This window comes from Variovorax nivicola (genome assembly GCF_051216475.1).
GTDB lineage: Bacteria > Pseudomonadota > Gammaproteobacteria > Burkholderiales > Burkholderiaceae_C > Variovorax.
The window spans coordinates 32671-49746 of the sequence record NZ_JBPJZK010000004.1 but is presented as its reverse complement, the minus strand read 5'-3'; the positions used below and the strand labels follow the sequence as shown (position 1 = coordinate 49746).

Genomic DNA, 17076 nt, shown 5'->3' with positions numbered 1-17076 from the left:
CATTGTGCAATGTGTGTGTGTTCAGGGCGCGCTCACGCCGACGGGGTACCTTGCTCCGCGAATGTCCCCCGCCTTCGGCTCCTCCTTTATTTCGCTGCGCAAGGCACCCCATCGACGTGATCGTTCAGAGCACTGGTTGATCAGCCGCAAACCAGCGGCCTGCCCTTGTGCACAGGGCGCTGGGTGCTCCCCGCAGCGAAATAAAGGAGGAGGCCGCAGGCCGGGGGACATTCGCGGAGGGGAGTACCCGGTGTCCTGTGCACGCACCCCGAACTGGGCGGTCGCACAACAAACCCCGACAGGCACCTCTCTCAGGCCAAAAGGCAGGCGAGCACCTTGGTCAGCATGTCTTCCACATCGGTGGCCTGCACCGCCCCCGGCAGCGCCACGTCGCCGTGCATCACGAACACCGGCTTGCCCCACTTGAGCCCCAGCGCCATTTCCGACAGCGTGCCCATGTTGCCGCCGATGGCGACAAGGCACACACCGCTGCGCGCGACGATGCCGTTGCGCATCTCGCCCATGCCGGTCGGAATGGCCACGCTGAGCCATTCATTGGCATTGCGGTCGTCGTCCTCGGGCAGGATGCCCACGGCGATGCCGCCGGCCTCCACGGCCCCGCGCGAGGCCGCGGCCATCACGCCGCCGCGCCCGCCGCAGACCACGGACATGCCCGCGCCGGCCAGCGCATGCGCCACGGCATGGGCGGCCTCGCATTCGGCTGGACCGCCGTCGCCGGGGCCGATGATGGCCACCGGCTGGCGGTAGCGCTGCGGCCCCTGCTGCTTCTGCGCGAGGCGCGCCAGCGCCTCAGTGACCGGCGCCGACAGCACCACGCTCGCGCCTTCGCGTAAAGACATCGCCCACTCCCATCACGATCACACACACAACCATCAGCACCAGCGACAAGGCCGCCGCCACCGCGAAATCGGAACCGCCGTCGCCCACCTGCGCGAGCAGCATCAGCGGCAGGATGTTGAGCTGCGTGCCCACCAGCGCCAGCGCCGTGCCGTAGGTGCCCATTGCGATCGCGGCCACCATGCAGGCGTTCGACAAGACCGAGGGCATCACCTCGGGCACCACCGTGTCCCAAAAAGCCCGGGCACGCGATGCGCCCAGCGTGCGCGCCGCCTGCGCCGGGCGCAGGTCGAGGTTGGCGAACACCGGGTACAGCGACAGCGCCACGCGCGGAATCAGGTAGTAGGCATAGGCAAAGCCCAGGCCCGACACGCTGTAGATCCAGCTGCCGATGACGGCAGGGTCGGCGCCCAGGCCCGCGAGCAGCTGCGTCACGAAGCCCGCGCGGCCGAAGGCCAGGATGAAGCCGTAGGCAATCACCAGCCCGGAGAAGGCCAGCGGCAGGCCCAGCAGGGTCATCATCCATTGGCGCCGGCCTTCGGGCTGGCGCGCCAGTTCGATGGCTATGCAGGTGCCCACCAGCGCCGAGATCGCGCCTGCCGCGAGGCCGAGGCCCAGCGTGTTGCGCAGCGCACCCAGGAACAGCGGGTTGCCGAACAGCCGCCCGAAAGCGCTGCCGCCATCGCCGAAGGCCTCTGGCAGCAGCGCCGCGAGCGGCACCGCGAAGAAAAGCGCCATAAAGGCCCATGCGGGCCAGGCGCCAAAGCGTCGCATCACGTTCCTTCGGGCTTTCTTACTTGCCCAGCGCGGCTTGCGCCCAGAGCTTGTCGACTTCGGCCTTGCGCTCCGAGGCCTTCACCACGTCGAGCGGGCGGATCTGCGGCGCGGCCGGCATCTTGGCCGCCACATCGGCCGACAGCGGCGTGCCCGGCACGGCGGGCCGCACGAAGCCCTGCGCAAACAGCGACTGGCCGGCCTCGCTCATGATGAAGTTGAGCCACAGCTTGCCGGCGTTCGGGTTCGGGCCGTTCTTCACGAGGCTGATGGCGTACGGCGCGGCCACGCTGGCTTCTTTGGGAATAACGACTTCCACCGCGTCGCCCATGCCGTCGACATGCTTGGCCTTGAGGCCGTCGTTCTCGTAGCTGATCCACACCGGGATCTCGCCCTTCAGGAACTTGGCGTACGGCGTCGTGCCTTCCACGCGCAGCACGTTGCCGGCCGCATGCAGCTTGCCGAGGTAGTCGGTGCCGGGCTGCACGTTGTCGACGCTGCCGCCGTTGGCGTACGCCGCTGCAAAGGTCAGCACCTGGCCGATGCCGGTGGAGCGCGGGTCGAGGTAAACCACCGTGCTCTTGAACTCGGGCTTGAGCAGGTCGGCCCAGCCGGTGGGCACGGTCTTCACCAGCTTCTTGTTGACCAGGAAGGCGATGTTGAGCGTGTGGATGGTGAACCAGCGGCCCTCGGCCTCGCGGAACACGGGCGGCAGCTTGTCGAAGTTGACCGGCTTGAAGGGCGCGACCACGTCCTTCTTCGCGGCATCGACGGCCGAGGCGGCGAAGTAGTAGGCGGTGTCCGCCTGGGGGCGGCGCTTGGTCTTTTCGAGTGCGACCACGGTGGCGGCGGAGCCGATGTCGTTGTAGGTCAGCTCGATCTCGGGGTAGCGCTTCTTGAAGTCGCGGAACAGCGACTTCCAGTTGGCCCATTCGGGGCCGGTGTCGAAGGAGACGCAAAGGCCTTCCTTCTGCGCCTCGGCGTACAGCGCCTTCTCGCCCGCGTAGAGCTCGGGGCCGTCGAAGGCGAAAGCGGTGCGTGCCGCGAGGGTGGCCAGGGGCAGTGCGCCGGCGGCCTGGATCAGATGTCTGCGTTGCATGGTGGCTCCTTGAAGGAAGGTTTCAGTGGTTGATTCAGTTGTCGAGCAGGCGAAGGTGTTCGGGCGCGATGGCGATGGCCGCGGCAGCGGGCAGGGACGATTCGGCAAGGAATGGCTTGCCCGCGCCCGGCACTTCGAAGTCGTAGCGCGTCAGCGCACCCAGGTAGCGCTGCGCGCCGATGCGGCCAGCGAGGCGGTTCACGGCGTCGGGCGCCGGGTCGGGCCGGATGTGTTCGGGGCGCACCAGCACGTGCAGCGCGGTGCCGAAGGGGCGGTGGCCGGTGTCGGCGAAGAGTTCGGCAAAGCCCAGGTCCAGCCGGCCCGGCGAGGCCACCTTTGCGGGCAGGATCGTCGAGAGCCCGACGAATTCGGCCACCGCGCGGCTCGTGGGGTTCTCGTAGATTTCGCGCGGCGTGGCGATCTGCAGCAGCCGGCCATCCTTGAGCATGGCCACGCGGTCGGCCATTACCAGCGCTTCTTCCTGGTCGTGCGTGACCAGCAGCGTGGTGGCGTTGAAGCGCTGTTGTATCGAGCGGATCTGGTCGCGCAGATGGCCGCGCACGCTGGCGTCGAGGGCCGACAGGGGCTCGTCGAGCAGCAGGGCGCGCGGGTCGATGGCCAGCGCGCGGGCCAAGGCCACCCGCTGCTGCTGCCCGCCCGAGAGCTGAGCCACGGCGCGCTGCGAGAAGTCGCCCAGCCCCACGATGTCGAGCAGTTCCTGCGCGCGCTTGCGCCGCTCGGCCGTCGCCACCTTGCGCAGCTTGAGCCCGTAGGCCACGTTGTCGAGCACGCTCAGGTGCGGAAAGAGCGCATAGCTCTGGAACACCATGCCGATGTGGCGCTGGTGCACCGGCGTGCGCGACATGTCTTCGCCGCCGAGCATGATGCGGCCGGTGTGGCCCGTCTCCAGGCCCGCCACCAGCTTCAGCAGCGTCGACTTGCCCGAGCCGCTCGGCCCGATCACCGCCACCAGCTCGCCGGTGCGCACGTCGAGCGACACGTCGTGCAGGCCGTGCGTGCTGCCGGGGTAGTTGTAGCTGACGTTGTCGAACAGAAGGCTCATGCGCGCTGCTTTACAAGGGAAGAAGAAAGAAGCGCCGACGCACTGGCCAGCACAAGAAGGATCACCGTGGCCGCGCAGGCAAAGCCCGTTGCGCCGTAGAAGGCCTGCAGCAGCACCACCGGGTAGGTGCGGTTCTGGAAGCTCGTGAGCAGGTTCGACACACCGAACTCGCCCACCGAAATGGCAGCGACCATCACCAGCCCGCTGATCAGGCTCTGCCGCAGGCTCGGCAGCACGATGCCGGTGAACTGCTGCCAGCCCGAGGCGCCGAGCGTTGCAGCCGCCTGTTCGAGCCGGTCGAGGTCGAGGTGGCGCAGGTCGGTCAGCAGTGTGTTCGTGAGGTAGGGCAGCGTGAGAATGGCGTGCGCCGCTATCAGCAGCGGCATCGAGCCCAGCCAGGGCGCGAGGTCGGTGTTGAACACGATCATGTAGCCGAAGGCCAGCGTGATCGCGGGCACCGCCACCGGCGTGGCGCTCACGATGCGCGCCGCCAGGCTGCCGCCGCGCCGCGCGCCGTGGTACAGCGCATAGGCCAGCGGCAGCGCCAGCACGGTGTTGATGGCGCAGGCCGCCATGGCAACCACGAGGCTGCTCACGAAGGCCTTGCGAAAGGAAGTGTCGAGCCAGAGGTCGACATACCACTGCCCCGTGATGCCCGTGGGCAGCAACGTGTTGGTCCAGTTGCCGCCCACGCTGCCTACCAGCAGCAGGGCGATGGGCAGCAGCAGGTACAGGCCGTAGATGAGCGAGATGCCGCGAATCAAGGTTGTCTCCAATGTCTTGGGCACCCGGCATACTTTCCGGATGCGCTACTGTCCGCGCCGAGCATGCCGCCGCGTTGCCTCGAATTCTAGGAATCGAATGCGTACTTATGGGTGAAAGTTGGATGACGACACTTGAGCAATCGGAAAGCGTTTTTCATGCGGCTTTCACAAAGCGGAGCCATGCATGAAGCGCGACTGCCCGACCATCCAGGAACTGCTGGCCTTCGATGCCGTGGCGCGCCACCAGAGCATCACGCTCGCGGCCGGTGCCCTGTGCATCACCGTGAGCGCGGTCAGCAAGCAGATCGCAGGGCTCGAGGCCTTTCTCGGCCGCGAACTGCTGCAGAAGAACGGGCGCGGCGTGCAGCTCACGCCGCAGGGGCGCGTGTACTGGCAGAAGATCTCGGGCGGCCTGCGCGCCATCGAGACCGCGACTTTCGAGGCGCGCTCGGGCGACGCGGGCGCCGGGCTGCTCACGCTGGCGAGCGTGCCCACCTTCCTCACCAAGTGGCTGATTCCGCGCCTGCCCGCCTTCAGCCAGAAAAGCCGCCACGTGATGCTGAGCTTCAGCCGCCACCTGGAGCCAAGCGATGGCATTCCGGCCGGCGTGGACGCCGCGATCCGCTACGGCCCCGACGGCTGGCCTGGCGTGGTGTCCGAATACATCGCGGGGCGCGAGTTCGTGCTGATCGTGGCGCGTTCGCTGGTCGAGGGGCGGCATCGCATCGCGCAGCCCGCCGACATCGTCGGCCACACGCTGCTGCATCACGAGGGCGCGCCCAGCGCGTGGCGCCAGTGGGCCGCGCAGCACGGCGTGCCCGAAGTGCAGATCGTGGCCGGCCCGCGCTTCGCGCAGTACTCGGCGCTGATCCAGGCGGCGCTCAACGGGCTGGGCATCGGCCTCGTGCCGAAGCTGCTGGTGCAGGAAGAACTCGCCGAAGGCGCGCTGCTGAGCCCGTGCGGCACGCCGGTGAGCGTGAACCAGGGGCACTACCTCTGCTACCGGCCCGACCGGCTCGACCTGCCGGCCTTCGCGGCGTTTCGCGAATGGCTGCTGGACGAAGGGCTGAAATCGCGCGGCGTGGAGACCGAGGCATGATCGCCGCGACAACCAAGGAATCGAATCGATGAAAGTCGCAGTCATGGGCGCCGGCGCAGTCGGCTGCTACTACGGGGCCATGCTGGCGCGCGCCGGGCACGAGGTGGCGCTGGTCGGGCGGCCTTCGCATGTGGAGGCCGTCAACGCCAAGGGGCTCCGGCTGGAGACCAAGGCCTTCGACGAATTTGTGAAGGTGGCTGCGAGCACCGAAGCCGACGCAGTTCAGGGCGCTGACCTCGTGCTGTTCTGCGTGAAATCGACCGACAGCGAATCGGCTGCCGCGCAGATCAAGCCGCATCTCGCGCCCGGTGCACTGGTGCTCACCTTGCAGAACGGCGTGGACAACGACGAGCGCGTGCGCTCGGTGCTGCCGTCGAACGAAGTCGCCGCGGCGGTCGTCTACGTGGCGACCGAGATGGCAGGGCCGGGCCACGTGAAGCACCACGGGCGCGGCGAGCTGGTGATCGCGCCTTCGCGCATGAGCGAACAGGTCGCGCAGCATCTTGCCGCTGTCGGCGTGCCCACGCAGATATCCGACAACGTGCGCGGCTCGCTGTGGGCCAAGCTGATCCTCAACTGCGCCTACAACGCGCTCTCTGCCGTCACGCAGCTGCCCTACGGCGTGCTGGCGAAGGGCGCGGGCGTGACCGACGTGATCCGCGACGTGGTGGCCGAATGCCTCGCGGTCGCGAAGGCCGAAGGCGTCGTGGTGCCCGGCGACACCGACGCCGCCGTGCGCGGCATCGCGCAAAGCATGCCCTCGCAGTATTCGTCGACCGCGCAAGACCTTGCGCGCGGCAAGCTCAGCGAGATCGACCACCTCAACGGGTTGGTCGTGCGGCGCGGCGAGGCACTCGGCGTGCCCACGCCGGCGAATCGCGTGCTGTTCGTGATGGTGAAGCTGCTCGAAAGCAAGCAGCAGCAGGTCTAGCCGGGCATCGGTTCGCGCATCGTCACGAACTCTTCGGCCGCGGTTGGGTGGATGCCCACGGTGCTGTCGAACAGCGCCTTCGTTGCGCCTGCACGCATCGCCACCGCAAAGCCCTGGACGACTTCGCCCGCGTCCGCACCCACCATGTGCAGGCCCACCACGCGGTCGCTCGCCTTGTCCACGATCAGCTTCATGAATGTGCGCTCGCTGCGGCCCGACAGCGTGTGGCGCAGCGACTTGAACTCGCTCGAGAACACCGTCACCTCGCCGAACTTCGCACGCGCGTCGAGCTCGCTGTAGCCGCAGGTGCCGATGTTCGGGTGCGTGAACACGGCGGTGGGAATGAACTCGTAGTCGAGCCGGCGCTTGCCCTTGCCGAAGAGTTCATCGACCACCACCATCGCCTCGGCCAGTGCCACCGGCGTGAGCTGCACGCGCGTGGAAACGTCGCCCACCGCGTAGATCGACGGCACCGAGCTGCGGTAGTGCGCATCGACTGCGATCGCGCCGCGCTCGTCGAGCTTCACGCCTGCCGCCTCGAGGCCGAGCCCCTGCGTGTTGGGCACGCGGCCGGTGGCGAAGAGCACCGTGTCGGCCTCGATCTGCTGGCCGCGTGCCAGCGTGACCGTAAGCCCGTGCGGTCCGCGCGTGACCGAGGCGGCTTCGCAGTTCAGCCGGATGTCGACGCCGGCCTTGCCCATCTCGTTCGCCAGGAACTGCCGCACGTCGTCGTCGAAGCCGGTGAGCAGGTGCGCGCGGCGGTGCAGCTGCGTGACCTTGGAGCCCAGCCCGTTGAAGATCGATGCGAATTCGCAGGCGATGTAGCCGCCGCCTACCACCAGCAGACGCTTGGGGAACGGGTCGAGGTCGAACATCGCATCGGAGGTCACGATGTGTTCGCGGCCCGGAATGTCGGGCACGAAGGGCGTGCCGCCGGTGGCCACCAGCAGATGGCGCGCGGTGTGGCGCCGGCCGTCGATTTCCACCGTGTGGGCATCGACCAGCTGCGCCCATCCGGTGACGAGCGTGACGCCCGAGTTCTTCAGCAGCGAGGCATAGATGCCGTTGAGCCGCGTGATCTCTTTTGCGCGCTGCGATTTGAGGTGCGCCCAGTCGAACTGCGGTGCCCCGTGCAGCTTCCAGCCGAAGCCCGCGGCTTCCTCGAAGGACTCGGCATAGCCGGCCGCGTAGCTGTAGAGCTTCTTCGGAATGCAGCCCACGTTGACGCAGGTGCCGCCGAGTTCTGCGGCCTCGGCGATGGCGACGCGGGCGCCGGTATGCGCCGCCATGCGAGCAGCGCGAACGCCCCCGCTGCCGCCGCCAATGACGAAGAGATCGAAGTCGAATGTGGGCATGAAAGGCTTGCTCCTTGGCCGCCGACTGTAGCGGCGAGGCGAAGGCAGCGCTTTCAGCGGGGCTTGCGGTGGAGCGTTCTCAGCGTGAGTCCGGCGAGGTCCAGAGCCTGCGCGGATCGTCGCTGCGCTGGCCTTGAGGCTGCGGTTGGGGTGCGATGCCGCGCTGCTGCTGGAGCGCGCGCAGCTGGGCTTCCTGCGCCTGGCGCATTGCGTTCTGCTGGGCCTGCTGTTGGGCTTGCACCTGCTGCTGTGCCTGCGCGGCGCGCAACTGCATTTCCTGCTGCTGGCGAAGCATCTGTTGCTGGGCCAGGGCCTGCTGCTGCGCCGCGCGCTGTTGCTGGAGCTGCATCTGCTGCATTTGCTGTTGTTGAAGCACCTGTTGCTGCTGCTGGGCTTGCGCCTGCGCGGCACGTTGCTGCATTTCCTGCTGTTGGCGCAGCGCCTGTTGCTGCTGGATCTGCAGTTGTTGTTGCTGCTGTTGCTGTTGCCAGCGCTCCTGCTCGCCGCGCTGGCGCCAGTCTTGTTGCGCCCGCCAATCCTGCTGTTGGCGCCATTCCTGTTGCTGACGCCCGCCCTGCTGGCGCTGCCATTCCATCTGCTGTTGTTGGATCTGTGCGGCCTGCGCCGCGCGCTGCTGCATCAACTGCTGCTGTTGCGCCTGCTGGAACTGGACTTGCTGTTGCTGCCGCGCCATCAGCGCCGCAGCCGGCGGCATCTCGGCGGCGGGCCGGCCGAAGCCACCGCCGAAGCCGTTGATGGCGATGCCCGGCGTGGGCGCCACCGGCCCGCGCGAGAAGCGGTCGTCCGGCAGCCGCACCAGGTCGCGCCGCCCGAAGGAGCCGCGGCCGAAGCGGTCGGCGGGCAGCACGGTCACGGCGCCCGGCATCTGCTGGTTGGCATAGAAGTCGTTGCGCTGCCCGGCCTGCCGGTTGTAGATGGCCATGCGGTTCACCTGGTCCACATAGCGCTGGCTCGCGTGGTAGCCGGGGCGCCATTGCTCACCCGGGGCCAGCGGGAACCAGCCCACGCCGTTGCGACCGTTGCCGATCTGTACGCCCGCGTTGGCACCACCACCTACGAAGCCCACCAGCGCCGGCGAATACACCGGTCGCCCATTCGGACGCCCCGGCACCCAGCCCCAGCGCGGGCCCACGCGTGCCCAGCGGCCGTAGTGGAAGGGCGCGAAGCCCCACGGCGCGGCGTCGACCCAGGTAAGCCCCCAGGGCGCGACGTTGACCCACTGGCCGTCGCGATAGGGCGCCCAGTCGGCATCGACGTTGCGCGGGAACCAGACGTCGCCATACGTGGCGTCGCTCTGCCAGTCGCCGTAGTTGTCGAGTTGCTGGTAGCCGACCACCTCGCGCGACACATAGCGCGCGGAAACCGACTGGTCTTCGAGGCGGTTGCGCTCGGCCACCCAGGCTTCAAAACCGCCGGTCTGCTGCGGCGCCCCGCCCACGGCCGAAAGGTCGCGGCCCGACACGGTCAGCTGCTGCCGCGCGCCCAGCGATTGCGACTGGCCGTTGTCGCCGTAGAGCGTGACGCGGCCCGAGGCCACCGCCACCCAGGTGGTGCCGGCGGCCGGATCGGATGCAATGCGGTATTCGCCCGGCTCGTCGATCACCACCGCGAGGTTGCCGGTGTCGACTTCTACGCGCTGGCCCGCGAGCTCGTCGCGCACGCGCAGCTGAAGGTTGCCCTGGTTCGAGGTGATGCGCGCCGTGTCGTCGTCGAGTTCCGAAAACTCCACGTGCGTCTGCCCGTCGAGCCGCAGCGCCGCCGAGCCGATGTACAGCTCGGCCCGCGCATTGCGGTCGGTCCAGAGGCGGTCGCCGGTGGTGATGGGGCGGTTGGGCTGTGCGTCGTACCAGCTGTCTTCGCCGGCCGGCGCGAAGCTCACAGTGCCCTGCTGGAAGTTGAGGCGGGCGACGCGGCCCGGCGGGTCCTGCTGAGCGCTGGCCGCGAGGCCGATGCCCAGCAGGGCTAGGCCGAGCAGCCATCGGCGCGGGGCGTAAAGCATGGAAAGGGCGGGTTGGCTCATGGCGTTGTTCTCTGATCCTCGGGACGATGCGAAAGCGCTGTGTTTGTAACGCGCGAGAATCCGCTGCCGCTGTCACCGCCTGTCCCTTGCTTGGTGAAGCGCGCGTGCATTCGGCAACCGGCTGTAAGGAGGGACTCCCATGAAAAACCAGAAGAACGTATGCCCCATGAGCGTCGCGCGCTCCCGAAACGATAGCTTGACTGCGCTGTGCCTAGTAGCCGCGGCGACCTTTGCAGCTATTCCCGCAACCGCCACTGCCCAGCTTGCGCGCAAGCCGTCTTACTACCAGCTGCAGAACCAGCCGCAGCCCGAGGGCCCGGCCGCGCAGCTCGTGCCGCGCCCTTCGGTGCCGTCGTCGCTGCCCGCGCTGCGCAGCCAGGGCGACTTCGACCAGATGGCGCGCGTCTACGACACCGGCACGCCGATGCAGCTCGCGCACGTTCTGTTCGCCATCGACCGGCAGGCAAAGCCGGCGCGCATGTACTACATCGACACGCCGCGCTACCAGCTTCACGTGCGCTTCCTTCGCGATACCCGGCTGGTGCCGAGCACCGTCAAGCGCGAGATCGACCGCAACTACCTCGTGCCCGATCGCCGCTTCCTGTTCGGCACGCTGAGCTGGCAGCAGAACATCGGCACCTTCACCTACGAGTTCTGGGAAGGCGATCGGCTCACCGCGCCGCTGCTGCGGCAGGCCGATGCGCAGGTCAAGGCGAGCTTCTTCGCGCCCGTGAAGTTCAAGACCAACTCCACGCTGCACGAACGCGTGGCGAAGGAAGCCGGCGTCGACTCCGTGAGCCAGGAGGCGCTGATCCGCGAGCAGCCCTTTCTGCCGATGAACCTGGGCACCGCCACCGGCCGCGTGCGCATCGTGGACGACGAATCCGGCCAGAGCGGGGTGCTCGCGCTGCTGCCCGACGACATCGCCGTGCTGCGGCAGGTGCCGATCAGCCTGCCGCCGGTGGCCGGCGTGCTGACCGAGCGGCCCTCGACCGCGCTGTCGCACGTCAACCTGCTGGCCAAGGGCTGGGGCATTCCGAACGCCTATGTGCGCGACGCCGCCACGGTGCTGAAGGCGCACGCGGGCCAATGGGTCGCGTTGAAGGTGGCTGCCTCGGGCTACCAGGTGCGCCGCCTCACGCCTGAAGAGATCGCGGCGCTGCCACCGCGCGCCGCGCGTACCGCTGCTGCTGGTGCGGTGCCCGGCAGCGCACGGGCCATCAAGCCCGACCTGCGCGAAACCCGTCTGCTGTCGCTGGCGTCACTGCGTGCGCGCAACAACGCGCAGTGCGGCACCAAGGCCGCAAACCTCGGCGCCATGCTGGCCGCGCACATTCCGGGCACGTCGGTGCCCGATGGCTTCTGCATTCCGTTCGCGCACTACGACCGCTTCATGCGCGCCAACGGCCTGGCCGGGCGCATCGCGCGCATGCAGCAGCAGCCCGGCTTCGCGAGCGATCCGAAGATCCGACAGAAGGCGTTGGCGCAGCTGCGCGACGAGATCGTGCAATGGCCGGTCGATGCCGCCACCGCGGCGGCATGGCGCGCCGCGTGGCAGTCGCAGCTCGGCGGTGGTGGCGTGTTCGTGCGCAGTTCGTCCAACTCCGAAGACCTGCCCGGCTTCAGCGGCGCGGGGCTCTACACCACGGTGCCCAACGTCAAGACCGGCGACGCGCTCGAAGTTGCAGTGAAGAAGGCCTGGGCCTCGGTCTTCAACCCCGAAGCATGGGAAGCTCGCAGCGCCGCAGGCTTCGGCGCCGAGTCGGTGCTGATGGGCGTGTTCGTGCAGACCGCCATCGACTCGACCAACGCCGGCGTGATGATCACGCGCGACCCGTTCGACGCGGGGCATCCGCATGTCACCTACATCTCGGCCAAGCGCGGCATCGGCATCCGCGTGGTCGAGGGGCAGCGCGTGGCGGAGCAGGTGATGTATTCGAGCTGGTCGAAGGCCATCCAGGTGCTGAGCCGGTCGGCCGAGGAAACCTCGTTGCAGCTCGACAAGGAGGGCGGGGTGAAAGAGGTGCCGGTGGAGGTGGGGCGCAACGTGCTTACGGACGAGCTGGTGGTGCGGCTTGCCAACGTGGGCGCGGCCGTGAAGCGAACGTTCAACGCGGTCGATCAGGACATCGAATGGGCCACCGTGGGCGACCGCATCGTGCTGTTGCAGGCTCGGCCGTATGTGGAGCGGCGGCGCTGACGCCTTCAGCCTTCACGCCGGGGTGGCGCGGCCGCGGTGGCCCGGGAGGGTGTTCAGCGGAATGCGCAGGTAGGCCACTCCGTTGTCGTCGGGCGGCGGCAGTCGTCCGGCGCGCACGTTGACCTGCATCGACGGCAGGATCAGCGTCGGCACTTCGAGCGTGGCGTCGCGCGCGGTGCGCATGCGCACGAATTCGTCCTCGCCGATGCCGTCGTGCACGTGGATGTTGTGGGCGCGCTGTTCCGCGACGCTGCTCTGCCAGCGGGGCTCGCGGGTGGCAGGCGGGTAGTCATGGCAGACGTACACGACCGTCTCGGGCGGCAGGGCGAGCAGCCGGTGCATCGAGCGGTAGAGCTGGCGCGCATCGCCGCCCGGGAAGTCGGCGCGCGCACTTCCCAGGTCGGGCATGAACAGCGTGTCGCCGACGAAGACCGCGCCGTCCACGAGGTACGCCATGTCGGCCGGCGTGTGGCCGGGCACCAGCAGCGCAACCGCTTCGACGTCGCCTATACGGAAGGATTCGCCGTCCTTGAAGAGATGGTCGAACTGGCTGCCATCGGGCAGGAAGTCGCGCTCGAGGTTGTAGAGGCTGCGGAAGGTGGCTTGCACCGTGCGGATGTGCTCGCCGATGGCGATGCGCCCGCCGGCCTGCGACTGCACATGGCGCGCCCCCGAGAGGTGGTCGGCGTGCGCGTGGGTCTCGAGGGTCCAGTCGACCTGCAGCGCCTGCGCACGCACATAGGCCAGCAGGCGGTCGGTCGAGACGGTGTCGGTGTGGCCGGACTTGAAGTCGTAGGCCAGTACCGGGTCGATGACCGCCGCGTGCCTCGTGGCGTGGTCCCAGATCACGTAGGACACCGTGCCCGTCGCGGGGTCGAAGAATGCCTGGGTGGTGGTGCGGCGGGACGCGGTGGTCGTTGTCATGGGAACTCCTTCTGTAATGCCTGGGGTCAGGCCCTCATTCAAGTCATCAACATTATATTAATTGATATAATGTAAAAACCCGAACTGACACTGCTCCCATGAAGGTTTCCACCCTCGTCATCGACCCCGAAGCGCTGCGCGGTGCCGCCGGCCAGGCGGTCGCCATGCTCAAGCTGCTGGCCAACGAAGACCGGCTGCTGCTGCTGTGCCAGCTTTCGCAGGGCGAGATGTGCGTGAGCGACCTGGAAAGCGTGCTGGGCATCCGCCAGCCCACCTTGTCGCAGCAGTTGTCGGTGCTGCGCACGGAAGGCGTGGTCAATACCCGCCGCGAGGGCAAGAACATCTACTACAGCGTGGCCGACGCCGCCCTGCTGGAGATTCTCGCGGTGCTCTACCGCCTCTACTGCCCGAAGGAGAGTTGAAGATGCCCACCGTCGACTGGCCTCATTTCACGCCTTGGGCCGCGCTGGCCGGTGGCGTTCTCATCGGCATTGCCGCGGCGATGTTCGTGCTGCTCAACGGGCGCATCGCCGGCATCAGCGGCGTTTTGGGCGGATTGCTGCGCCCGGCGAAAGGCGACGTGGCCTGGCGCGCGGCCTTCGTGCTCGGCCTGGTCGGCGCGCCACTTGCCTACGGCCTGTTCGCCGTGCTGCCCGCGGCGCGGATCGACGCAGGCTACGGCGCGCTTGCGCTGGCCGGCCTGCTGGTTGGCGTGGGCACGCGCTATGGCGCGGGTTGCACCAGCGGCCACGGCGTGTGCGGCCTGGCGCGGCTGTCACCGCGTTCGCTGGCGGCCACCGGGGCTTTCATGGGCGCAGGGTTTGCCACGGTGTTCGTGGCGCGCCATCTGTTGAACCTGTGAGCAAGGAGCGATTCGCCATGCTGACAGTCATCGCCTCCTTGCTCGCAGGCCTTGTCTTCGGGCTCGGCCTCATCGTGTCCGGCATGGCCAATCCGGCCAAGGTGCTCGGCTTTCTCGACATCGCCGGCGCCTGGGATCCGTCGCTTGCGTTCGTGATGGGCGGGGCGGTGGCCATAAGCGCGGTCGCTTTCCTGTTCGCGCGGCGGCGCAAGGTGTCGTTGCTCGGCGCGCCGATCGCGCTGCCCACCGCGCGCCGGATCGACCGCCGCCTGATCGGTGGCAGCCTGCTGTTCGGCGTCGGCTGGGGTGTAGCGGGCTTCTGTCCCGGCCCCGGACTGGTTTCGCTCGGCACGGGCGAGCTCAAGGCCGCGGTCTTCGTGGGCGCCATGCTGCTGGGCATGGGCCTGTTCGAACTCCTCGAGCGCCGCCGCCGCGCCCGGCCTCCAGTTTCAGCCCCTGCCTGAGCGCGCCATCATCCGTACAGATACTGCGGCAGCCAAAGCGTCAACCCCGGCCAGATGTACATGAACACCATGCACAGGATCACGATCAGCATGTACGGCATCATCCCCGCGAAGATCTGGTTGATCGTCACATGCGGTGGCGACACTCCTTTCAGATAGAAGGCCGACATCGCCACCGGCGGCGAGAGAAATGCCGCCTGCAGGTTCACGAACACCAGCACGCCGAACAGCAGCGGGTCGATCTGGAAGTGCGCGAGCAGCGGCAGGAAGATGGGCACGAAGATCACGATGATCTCGGTCCACTCCAGCGGCCAGCCCAGCACGAAGATGATCGCCTGCGACAGCAGCAGAAACTGCAGCGGGCTGAGGTTCATGCCCAGCACCCACTCTTCGATGATGCGCTGCCCGCCCAGCAGCGCGAACACCGCCGAGAACAGCGCCGAGCCCACGAACAGCCAGCAGACCATCGAGGTGGTCTTGAGCGTGAGGAACACGGCCTCCTTGGTCTTCTTGAAGTCGAGCGTGCCGGCCTGCCATGCCATGAGAAAGGCACCAGCCGCGCCGACCGCAGCCGACTCGGTGGCGGTGGTGATGCCGAACAGGATCACGCCCAGCACCACCAGCGTCAGCGTGGCCAGCGGCATCACCGACGACACCAGCATGCGCAGAATCTCGAACTGCTCGGCATCCATGCGCCAGTAATACCAGGCGAGCAGCGCGAGCGTGAAGAGGCTGGCCAGCAGGAAGCCTGTGTAGAAGGCTTCGGGCACTGCGGCGGTCTTCGGTGCATCGACGGCTTCGCCGAGTTGTTGCAGGCCGCCCTCAGCGGTTGGTGGCGGCGAAGCGGATTCGCTGCCAGGTGGTTCTTCGACACCGCCGGGAGGCTCCTGCAGGCTGCCTTCCGATGCGGACTCTTTCGGCTCGTCGGACGTGGGAGGTTCAGCGAGCCCGGTGCCGGAGGCCTCGGGCGATGCAGCAGCGGCCGGGGTTTCGGCCTTCTGCGTCGCCTGCTGCTGCGCCACCGTCGGCGCGTTGTTGTCCTTCTGCGAGTAGATCGTCACATACCACCACACCGACCCCAGCGTCGCAGCCGCGAGCGCCAGCGGCACCAGCGCATTCAGCAGGCTGCGCAGCAGCAGCCACCATGTGATGCGCACGCCTTCCGCCGCACCGCGCATGGCACGCGCGGGTGACACCACTGCCGCGAACAGCGCCGGCAGCATGCGTGGTGAATAGCTTGCCGCAATGTGCGCGACCCACGGCGTGACTGGCGCGCGCTGCTGGTCGGGCGGCAGCTTGGGCGCCACCTTCGGCTGCAGCAGCGCCCAGCCGATCACGTAGAGCAGGTACAGAAACGCGAGGAAGAAGCCCGGGAACATGGCGGCCGCATAGAGCTTGACCACCGACTGCCCGGCCACGGCCGCGTACACGATGATCATCACCGAGGGCGGAATCAGAATGCCGAGCGTGCCGCCGGCCGTGATCACGCCGGCAGCCAGCCGCGTGTCGTAGCCCGCGTTGAGCATCGGCCGCATCGCGATCACGCCCATCAGCACCACCACCGCGCCGACCAGGCCGCTCGCGATGCCCCAGAAGGTGCAGACGATCAGCGTGGTCACGGCCAGCGAACCTGGCACGCGGCGGAATGCGAGCTGCACGCTGTGGAACATCTTGTCGACCAGCGCGCCGCGCTCCATCACATAGCCCATCAGCACGAACAGTGGTATCGAGAGAAGCGTCTCGTTGGTCATGGCGCCGAAGGCGCGCTGCACCATCAGGTCGAAGACCTTGTTGTCGAGCCAGGGCGAGGCAGGGTCGTAGAAGGCGATGAAGCCGAAGAACATGCCCAGCCCCATCAGCGTGAACGCCGTGGGAAAGCCGAGCATGATCACGACCACGATCAGCCCAAGCATCAGGAGGCCGAGTGCGGGTTCGCTCATGCCGCACCTCCAGTCGTGTCGCTCTTGCGCTGCTGCGCGGCCTGCTCGATGGCCTTGGCCTTGTCGATCACCTCGCGCTTGTCGGCTTCATTGACGTAGCTGCTGCCGGCGAGCTGTTCGCTGACCACGTCCATTTCTTCGGCGTCCTTCAGGCGCGGGGTCCACACGCCGGTCTTCAGGCACAGCGCGCAGCGCACCATCTCCGCGATGCCCTGCAGCAGCAGCACCGCGCCGGCCACGGGAATCACGAACTTGAAGGGGTAGACGGGGATCGGGTCTGCGTTGAAGGTCTGCTCATGCATTGCCAGCGATTCACCGAAGTAGGTCCAGCCCGACCAGGTGAGCGCCACCACGCCGGGCAGGAAGAAGAGCGCGAACAGCACGAGATCGAGCGCGGCCTGTGTGCGCGGCTTCATGCTGCCGTAGAAGAAGTCGCCGCGCACATGGCCGGCCTGTGAGAGCGTGTAGGCGCCGCCCATCATGAAGAGCGTGCCGTAGAGCATGTTGTTGGCGTCGAAGATCCAGGCGGTGGGCGCGTTGAGCGCATAGCGCTTGAACACCTCGCCGCACACCAGCAGCATCAGCGCCACTATGAGCCACGAGAAGGTCTTGCCCACGACCATGCTGAACCGGTCGACGGTGTGGAGGAAGCGTTGGATGGTCATGAAGGCATGGGCAAACAGCAAAGCACGCATCGGAAAG

The 17076-nt window shown here is 67.8% G+C and carries 16 protein-coding genes; 6 read left to right on the top strand and 10 right to left on the bottom strand.

The features are described 5' to 3' along the window. Positions 1-311 precede the first annotated feature (311 nt). From ACSFBF_RS16925 to ACSFBF_RS16905, 5 genes are read right to left on the bottom strand one after another with little or no spacing between them, the layout of a single operon-like run. A complete protein-coding gene (locus tag ACSFBF_RS16925; protein WP_435468901.1) occupies positions 312-860 on the bottom strand; it encodes a TIGR00725 family protein in 549 nt (182 codons plus the stop codon). Continuing rightward, positions 811-1632 (bottom strand): ABC transporter permease, encoded by an 822-nt coding sequence (locus ACSFBF_RS16920; protein WP_435468899.1) that lies wholly within the window; start codon positions 1630-1632, stop codon positions 811-813. Before ACSFBF_RS16920 ends, ACSFBF_RS16925 begins: the two co-directional genes overlap by 50 nt. Before the next feature lie 19 nt (positions 1633-1651). Further along, a complete protein-coding gene (locus ACSFBF_RS16915; RefSeq protein WP_007829669.1) occupies positions 1652-2731 on the bottom strand; it encodes an extracellular solute-binding protein in 1080 nt (359 codons plus the stop codon). Between the two features lie 34 nt (positions 2732-2765). Next, positions 2766-3794, bottom strand: a complete 1029-nt coding sequence (locus tag ACSFBF_RS16910) for an ABC transporter ATP-binding protein (protein WP_435468896.1) — start codon at positions 3792-3794, stop codon at positions 2766-2768. Further along, complete coding sequence (locus tag ACSFBF_RS16905; RefSeq protein ID WP_435468894.1) at positions 3791-4558, bottom strand: ABC transporter permease; 768 nt, start codon at positions 4556-4558, stop codon at positions 3791-3793. Before ACSFBF_RS16905 ends, ACSFBF_RS16910 begins: the two co-directional genes overlap by 4 nt. 184 nt (positions 4559-4742) lie before the next feature. Here ACSFBF_RS16905 and ACSFBF_RS16900 point away from each other — a divergent pair, with 184 nt between their 5' ends. Both ACSFBF_RS16900 and ACSFBF_RS16895 read left to right on the top strand, forming a co-directional pair. Beyond that, entirely contained in the window at positions 4743-5657 is a 915-nt protein-coding gene (locus tag ACSFBF_RS16900; RefSeq protein ID WP_435468892.1) for a LysR substrate-binding domain-containing protein, read from the top strand. A 28-nt stretch (positions 5658-5685) separates the two neighbouring features. Continuing rightward, complete coding sequence (locus ACSFBF_RS16895) at positions 5686-6588, top strand: ketopantoate reductase family protein (RefSeq protein WP_435468890.1); 903 nt, start codon at positions 5686-5688, stop codon at positions 6586-6588. On the opposite strand, the gene gorA is transcribed toward ACSFBF_RS16895, so the two are convergent. Continuing rightward, positions 6585-7943: a glutathione-disulfide reductase gene (gene gorA, locus ACSFBF_RS16890; RefSeq protein WP_435468888.1), complete on the bottom strand. Its 1359-nt coding sequence runs from the start codon at positions 7941-7943 to the stop codon at positions 6585-6587. The two genes, ACSFBF_RS16895 and gorA, sit on opposite strands and share 4 nt — an antisense overlap. Positions 7944-8022: 79 nt before the next feature. Next, entirely contained in the window at positions 8023-9984 is a 1962-nt protein-coding gene (locus ACSFBF_RS16885) for a DUF6600 domain-containing protein (protein WP_435468886.1), read from the bottom strand. Positions 9985-10123: 139 nt separating this feature from the next. Here ACSFBF_RS16885 and ACSFBF_RS16880 point away from each other — a divergent pair, with 139 nt between their 5' ends. Continuing rightward, a complete protein-coding gene (locus tag ACSFBF_RS16880) occupies positions 10124-12184 on the top strand; it encodes a PEP/pyruvate-binding domain-containing protein (RefSeq protein WP_435468884.1) in 2061 nt (686 codons plus the stop codon). 12 nt (positions 12185-12196) lie between these two features. Here the strand turns inward: ACSFBF_RS16880 and ACSFBF_RS16875 are convergent, their stop codons facing one another. After that, on the bottom strand, positions 12197-13108 hold the full coding sequence (locus ACSFBF_RS16875) for an MBL fold metallo-hydrolase (RefSeq protein WP_435468882.1): 912 nt from the start codon (positions 13106-13108) through the stop codon (positions 12197-12199). A 98-nt stretch (positions 13109-13206) separates the two neighbouring features. Between ACSFBF_RS16875 and ACSFBF_RS16870 the strand changes: the two genes are divergently transcribed. Genes ACSFBF_RS16870 through ACSFBF_RS16860 form a run of 3 tightly spaced genes read left to right on the top strand, consistent with a single transcriptional unit; the run spans position 13207 to position 14434 of the window. After that, a complete protein-coding gene (locus ACSFBF_RS16870; RefSeq protein ID WP_435468880.1) occupies positions 13207-13530 on the top strand; it encodes an ArsR/SmtB family transcription factor in 324 nt (107 codons plus the stop codon). Between the two features lie 2 nt (positions 13531-13532). Next, the gene (locus ACSFBF_RS16865) at positions 13533-13970 is read left to right on the top strand and encodes a YeeE/YedE family protein (RefSeq protein ID WP_435468878.1); all 438 of its coding nucleotides are present in this window, start codon (positions 13533-13535) and stop codon (positions 13968-13970) included. A gap of 17 nt (positions 13971-13987) precedes the next feature. Beyond that, a complete protein-coding gene (locus tag ACSFBF_RS16860; RefSeq protein ID WP_435468876.1) occupies positions 13988-14434 on the top strand; it encodes a DUF6691 family protein in 447 nt (148 codons plus the stop codon). An 8-nt stretch (positions 14435-14442) separates the two neighbouring features. Here ACSFBF_RS16860 and ACSFBF_RS16855 read toward each other — a convergent pair whose 3' ends face one another. Together ACSFBF_RS16855 and ACSFBF_RS16850 are read right to left on the bottom strand one after the other, a co-directional pair. After that, positions 14443-16374, bottom strand: coding sequence for a TRAP transporter large permease (locus tag ACSFBF_RS16855; RefSeq protein ID WP_435468874.1), 1932 nt, complete (start codon positions 16372-16374; stop codon positions 14443-14445). After that, positions 16371-17039, bottom strand: coding sequence for a TRAP transporter small permease subunit (locus ACSFBF_RS16850; protein ID WP_435468872.1), 669 nt, complete (start codon positions 17037-17039; stop codon positions 16371-16373). The genes ACSFBF_RS16855 and ACSFBF_RS16850 overlap by 4 nt, the downstream gene beginning before the upstream one ends. Between the last annotated feature and the right edge of the window lie 37 nt (positions 17040-17076).

What these genes read in the sequence shown, in the direction of transcription:
- ACSFBF_RS16875 (WP_435468882.1), bottom strand. Translation starts at nt 13,108, where the DNA reads ATGACAACGACCACCGCGTCCCGCCGCACCACCACCCAGGCATTCTTC.
- ACSFBF_RS16850 (WP_435468872.1), bottom strand. Translation starts at nt 17,039, where the DNA reads ATGACCATCCAACGCTTCCTCCACACCGTCGACCGGTTCAGCATGGTC.
- ACSFBF_RS16915 (WP_007829669.1), bottom strand. Translation starts at nt 2,731, where the DNA reads ATGCAACGCAGACATCTGATCCAGGCCGCCGGCGCACTGCCCCTGGCC.
- ACSFBF_RS16895 (WP_435468890.1), top strand. Translation starts at nt 5,686, where the DNA reads ATGAAAGTCGCAGTCATGGGCGCCGGCGCAGTCGGCTGCTACTACGGG.
- ACSFBF_RS16860 (WP_435468876.1), top strand. Translation starts at nt 13,988, where the DNA reads ATGCTGACAGTCATCGCCTCCTTGCTCGCAGGCCTTGTCTTCGGGCTC.
- ACSFBF_RS16885 (WP_435468886.1), bottom strand. Translation starts at nt 9,984, where the DNA reads ATGAGCCAACCCGCCCTTTCCATGCTTTACGCCCCGCGCCGATGGCTG.
- ACSFBF_RS16920 (WP_435468899.1), bottom strand. Translation starts at nt 1,632, where the DNA reads ATGCGACGCTTTGGCGCCTGGCCCGCATGGGCCTTTATGGCGCTTTTC.
- ACSFBF_RS16870 (WP_435468880.1), top strand. Translation starts at nt 13,207, where the DNA reads ATGAAGGTTTCCACCCTCGTCATCGACCCCGAAGCGCTGCGCGGTGCC.
- gorA (WP_435468888.1), bottom strand. Translation starts at nt 7,943, where the DNA reads ATGCCCACATTCGACTTCGATCTCTTCGTCATTGGCGGCGGCAGCGGG.
- ACSFBF_RS16880 (WP_435468884.1), top strand. Translation starts at nt 10,124, where the DNA reads ATGAAAAACCAGAAGAACGTATGCCCCATGAGCGTCGCGCGCTCCCGA.
- ACSFBF_RS16865 (WP_435468878.1), top strand. Translation starts at nt 13,533, where the DNA reads ATGCCCACCGTCGACTGGCCTCATTTCACGCCTTGGGCCGCGCTGGCC.
- ACSFBF_RS16925 (WP_435468901.1), bottom strand. Translation starts at nt 860, where the DNA reads ATGTCTTTACGCGAAGGCGCGAGCGTGGTGCTGTCGGCGCCGGTCACT.
- ACSFBF_RS16900 (WP_435468892.1), top strand. Translation starts at nt 4,743, where the DNA reads ATGAAGCGCGACTGCCCGACCATCCAGGAACTGCTGGCCTTCGATGCC.
- ACSFBF_RS16910 (WP_435468896.1), bottom strand. Translation starts at nt 3,794, where the DNA reads ATGAGCCTTCTGTTCGACAACGTCAGCTACAACTACCCCGGCAGCACG.
- ACSFBF_RS16855 (WP_435468874.1), bottom strand. Translation starts at nt 16,374, where the DNA reads ATGAGCGAACCCGCACTCGGCCTCCTGATGCTTGGGCTGATCGTGGTC.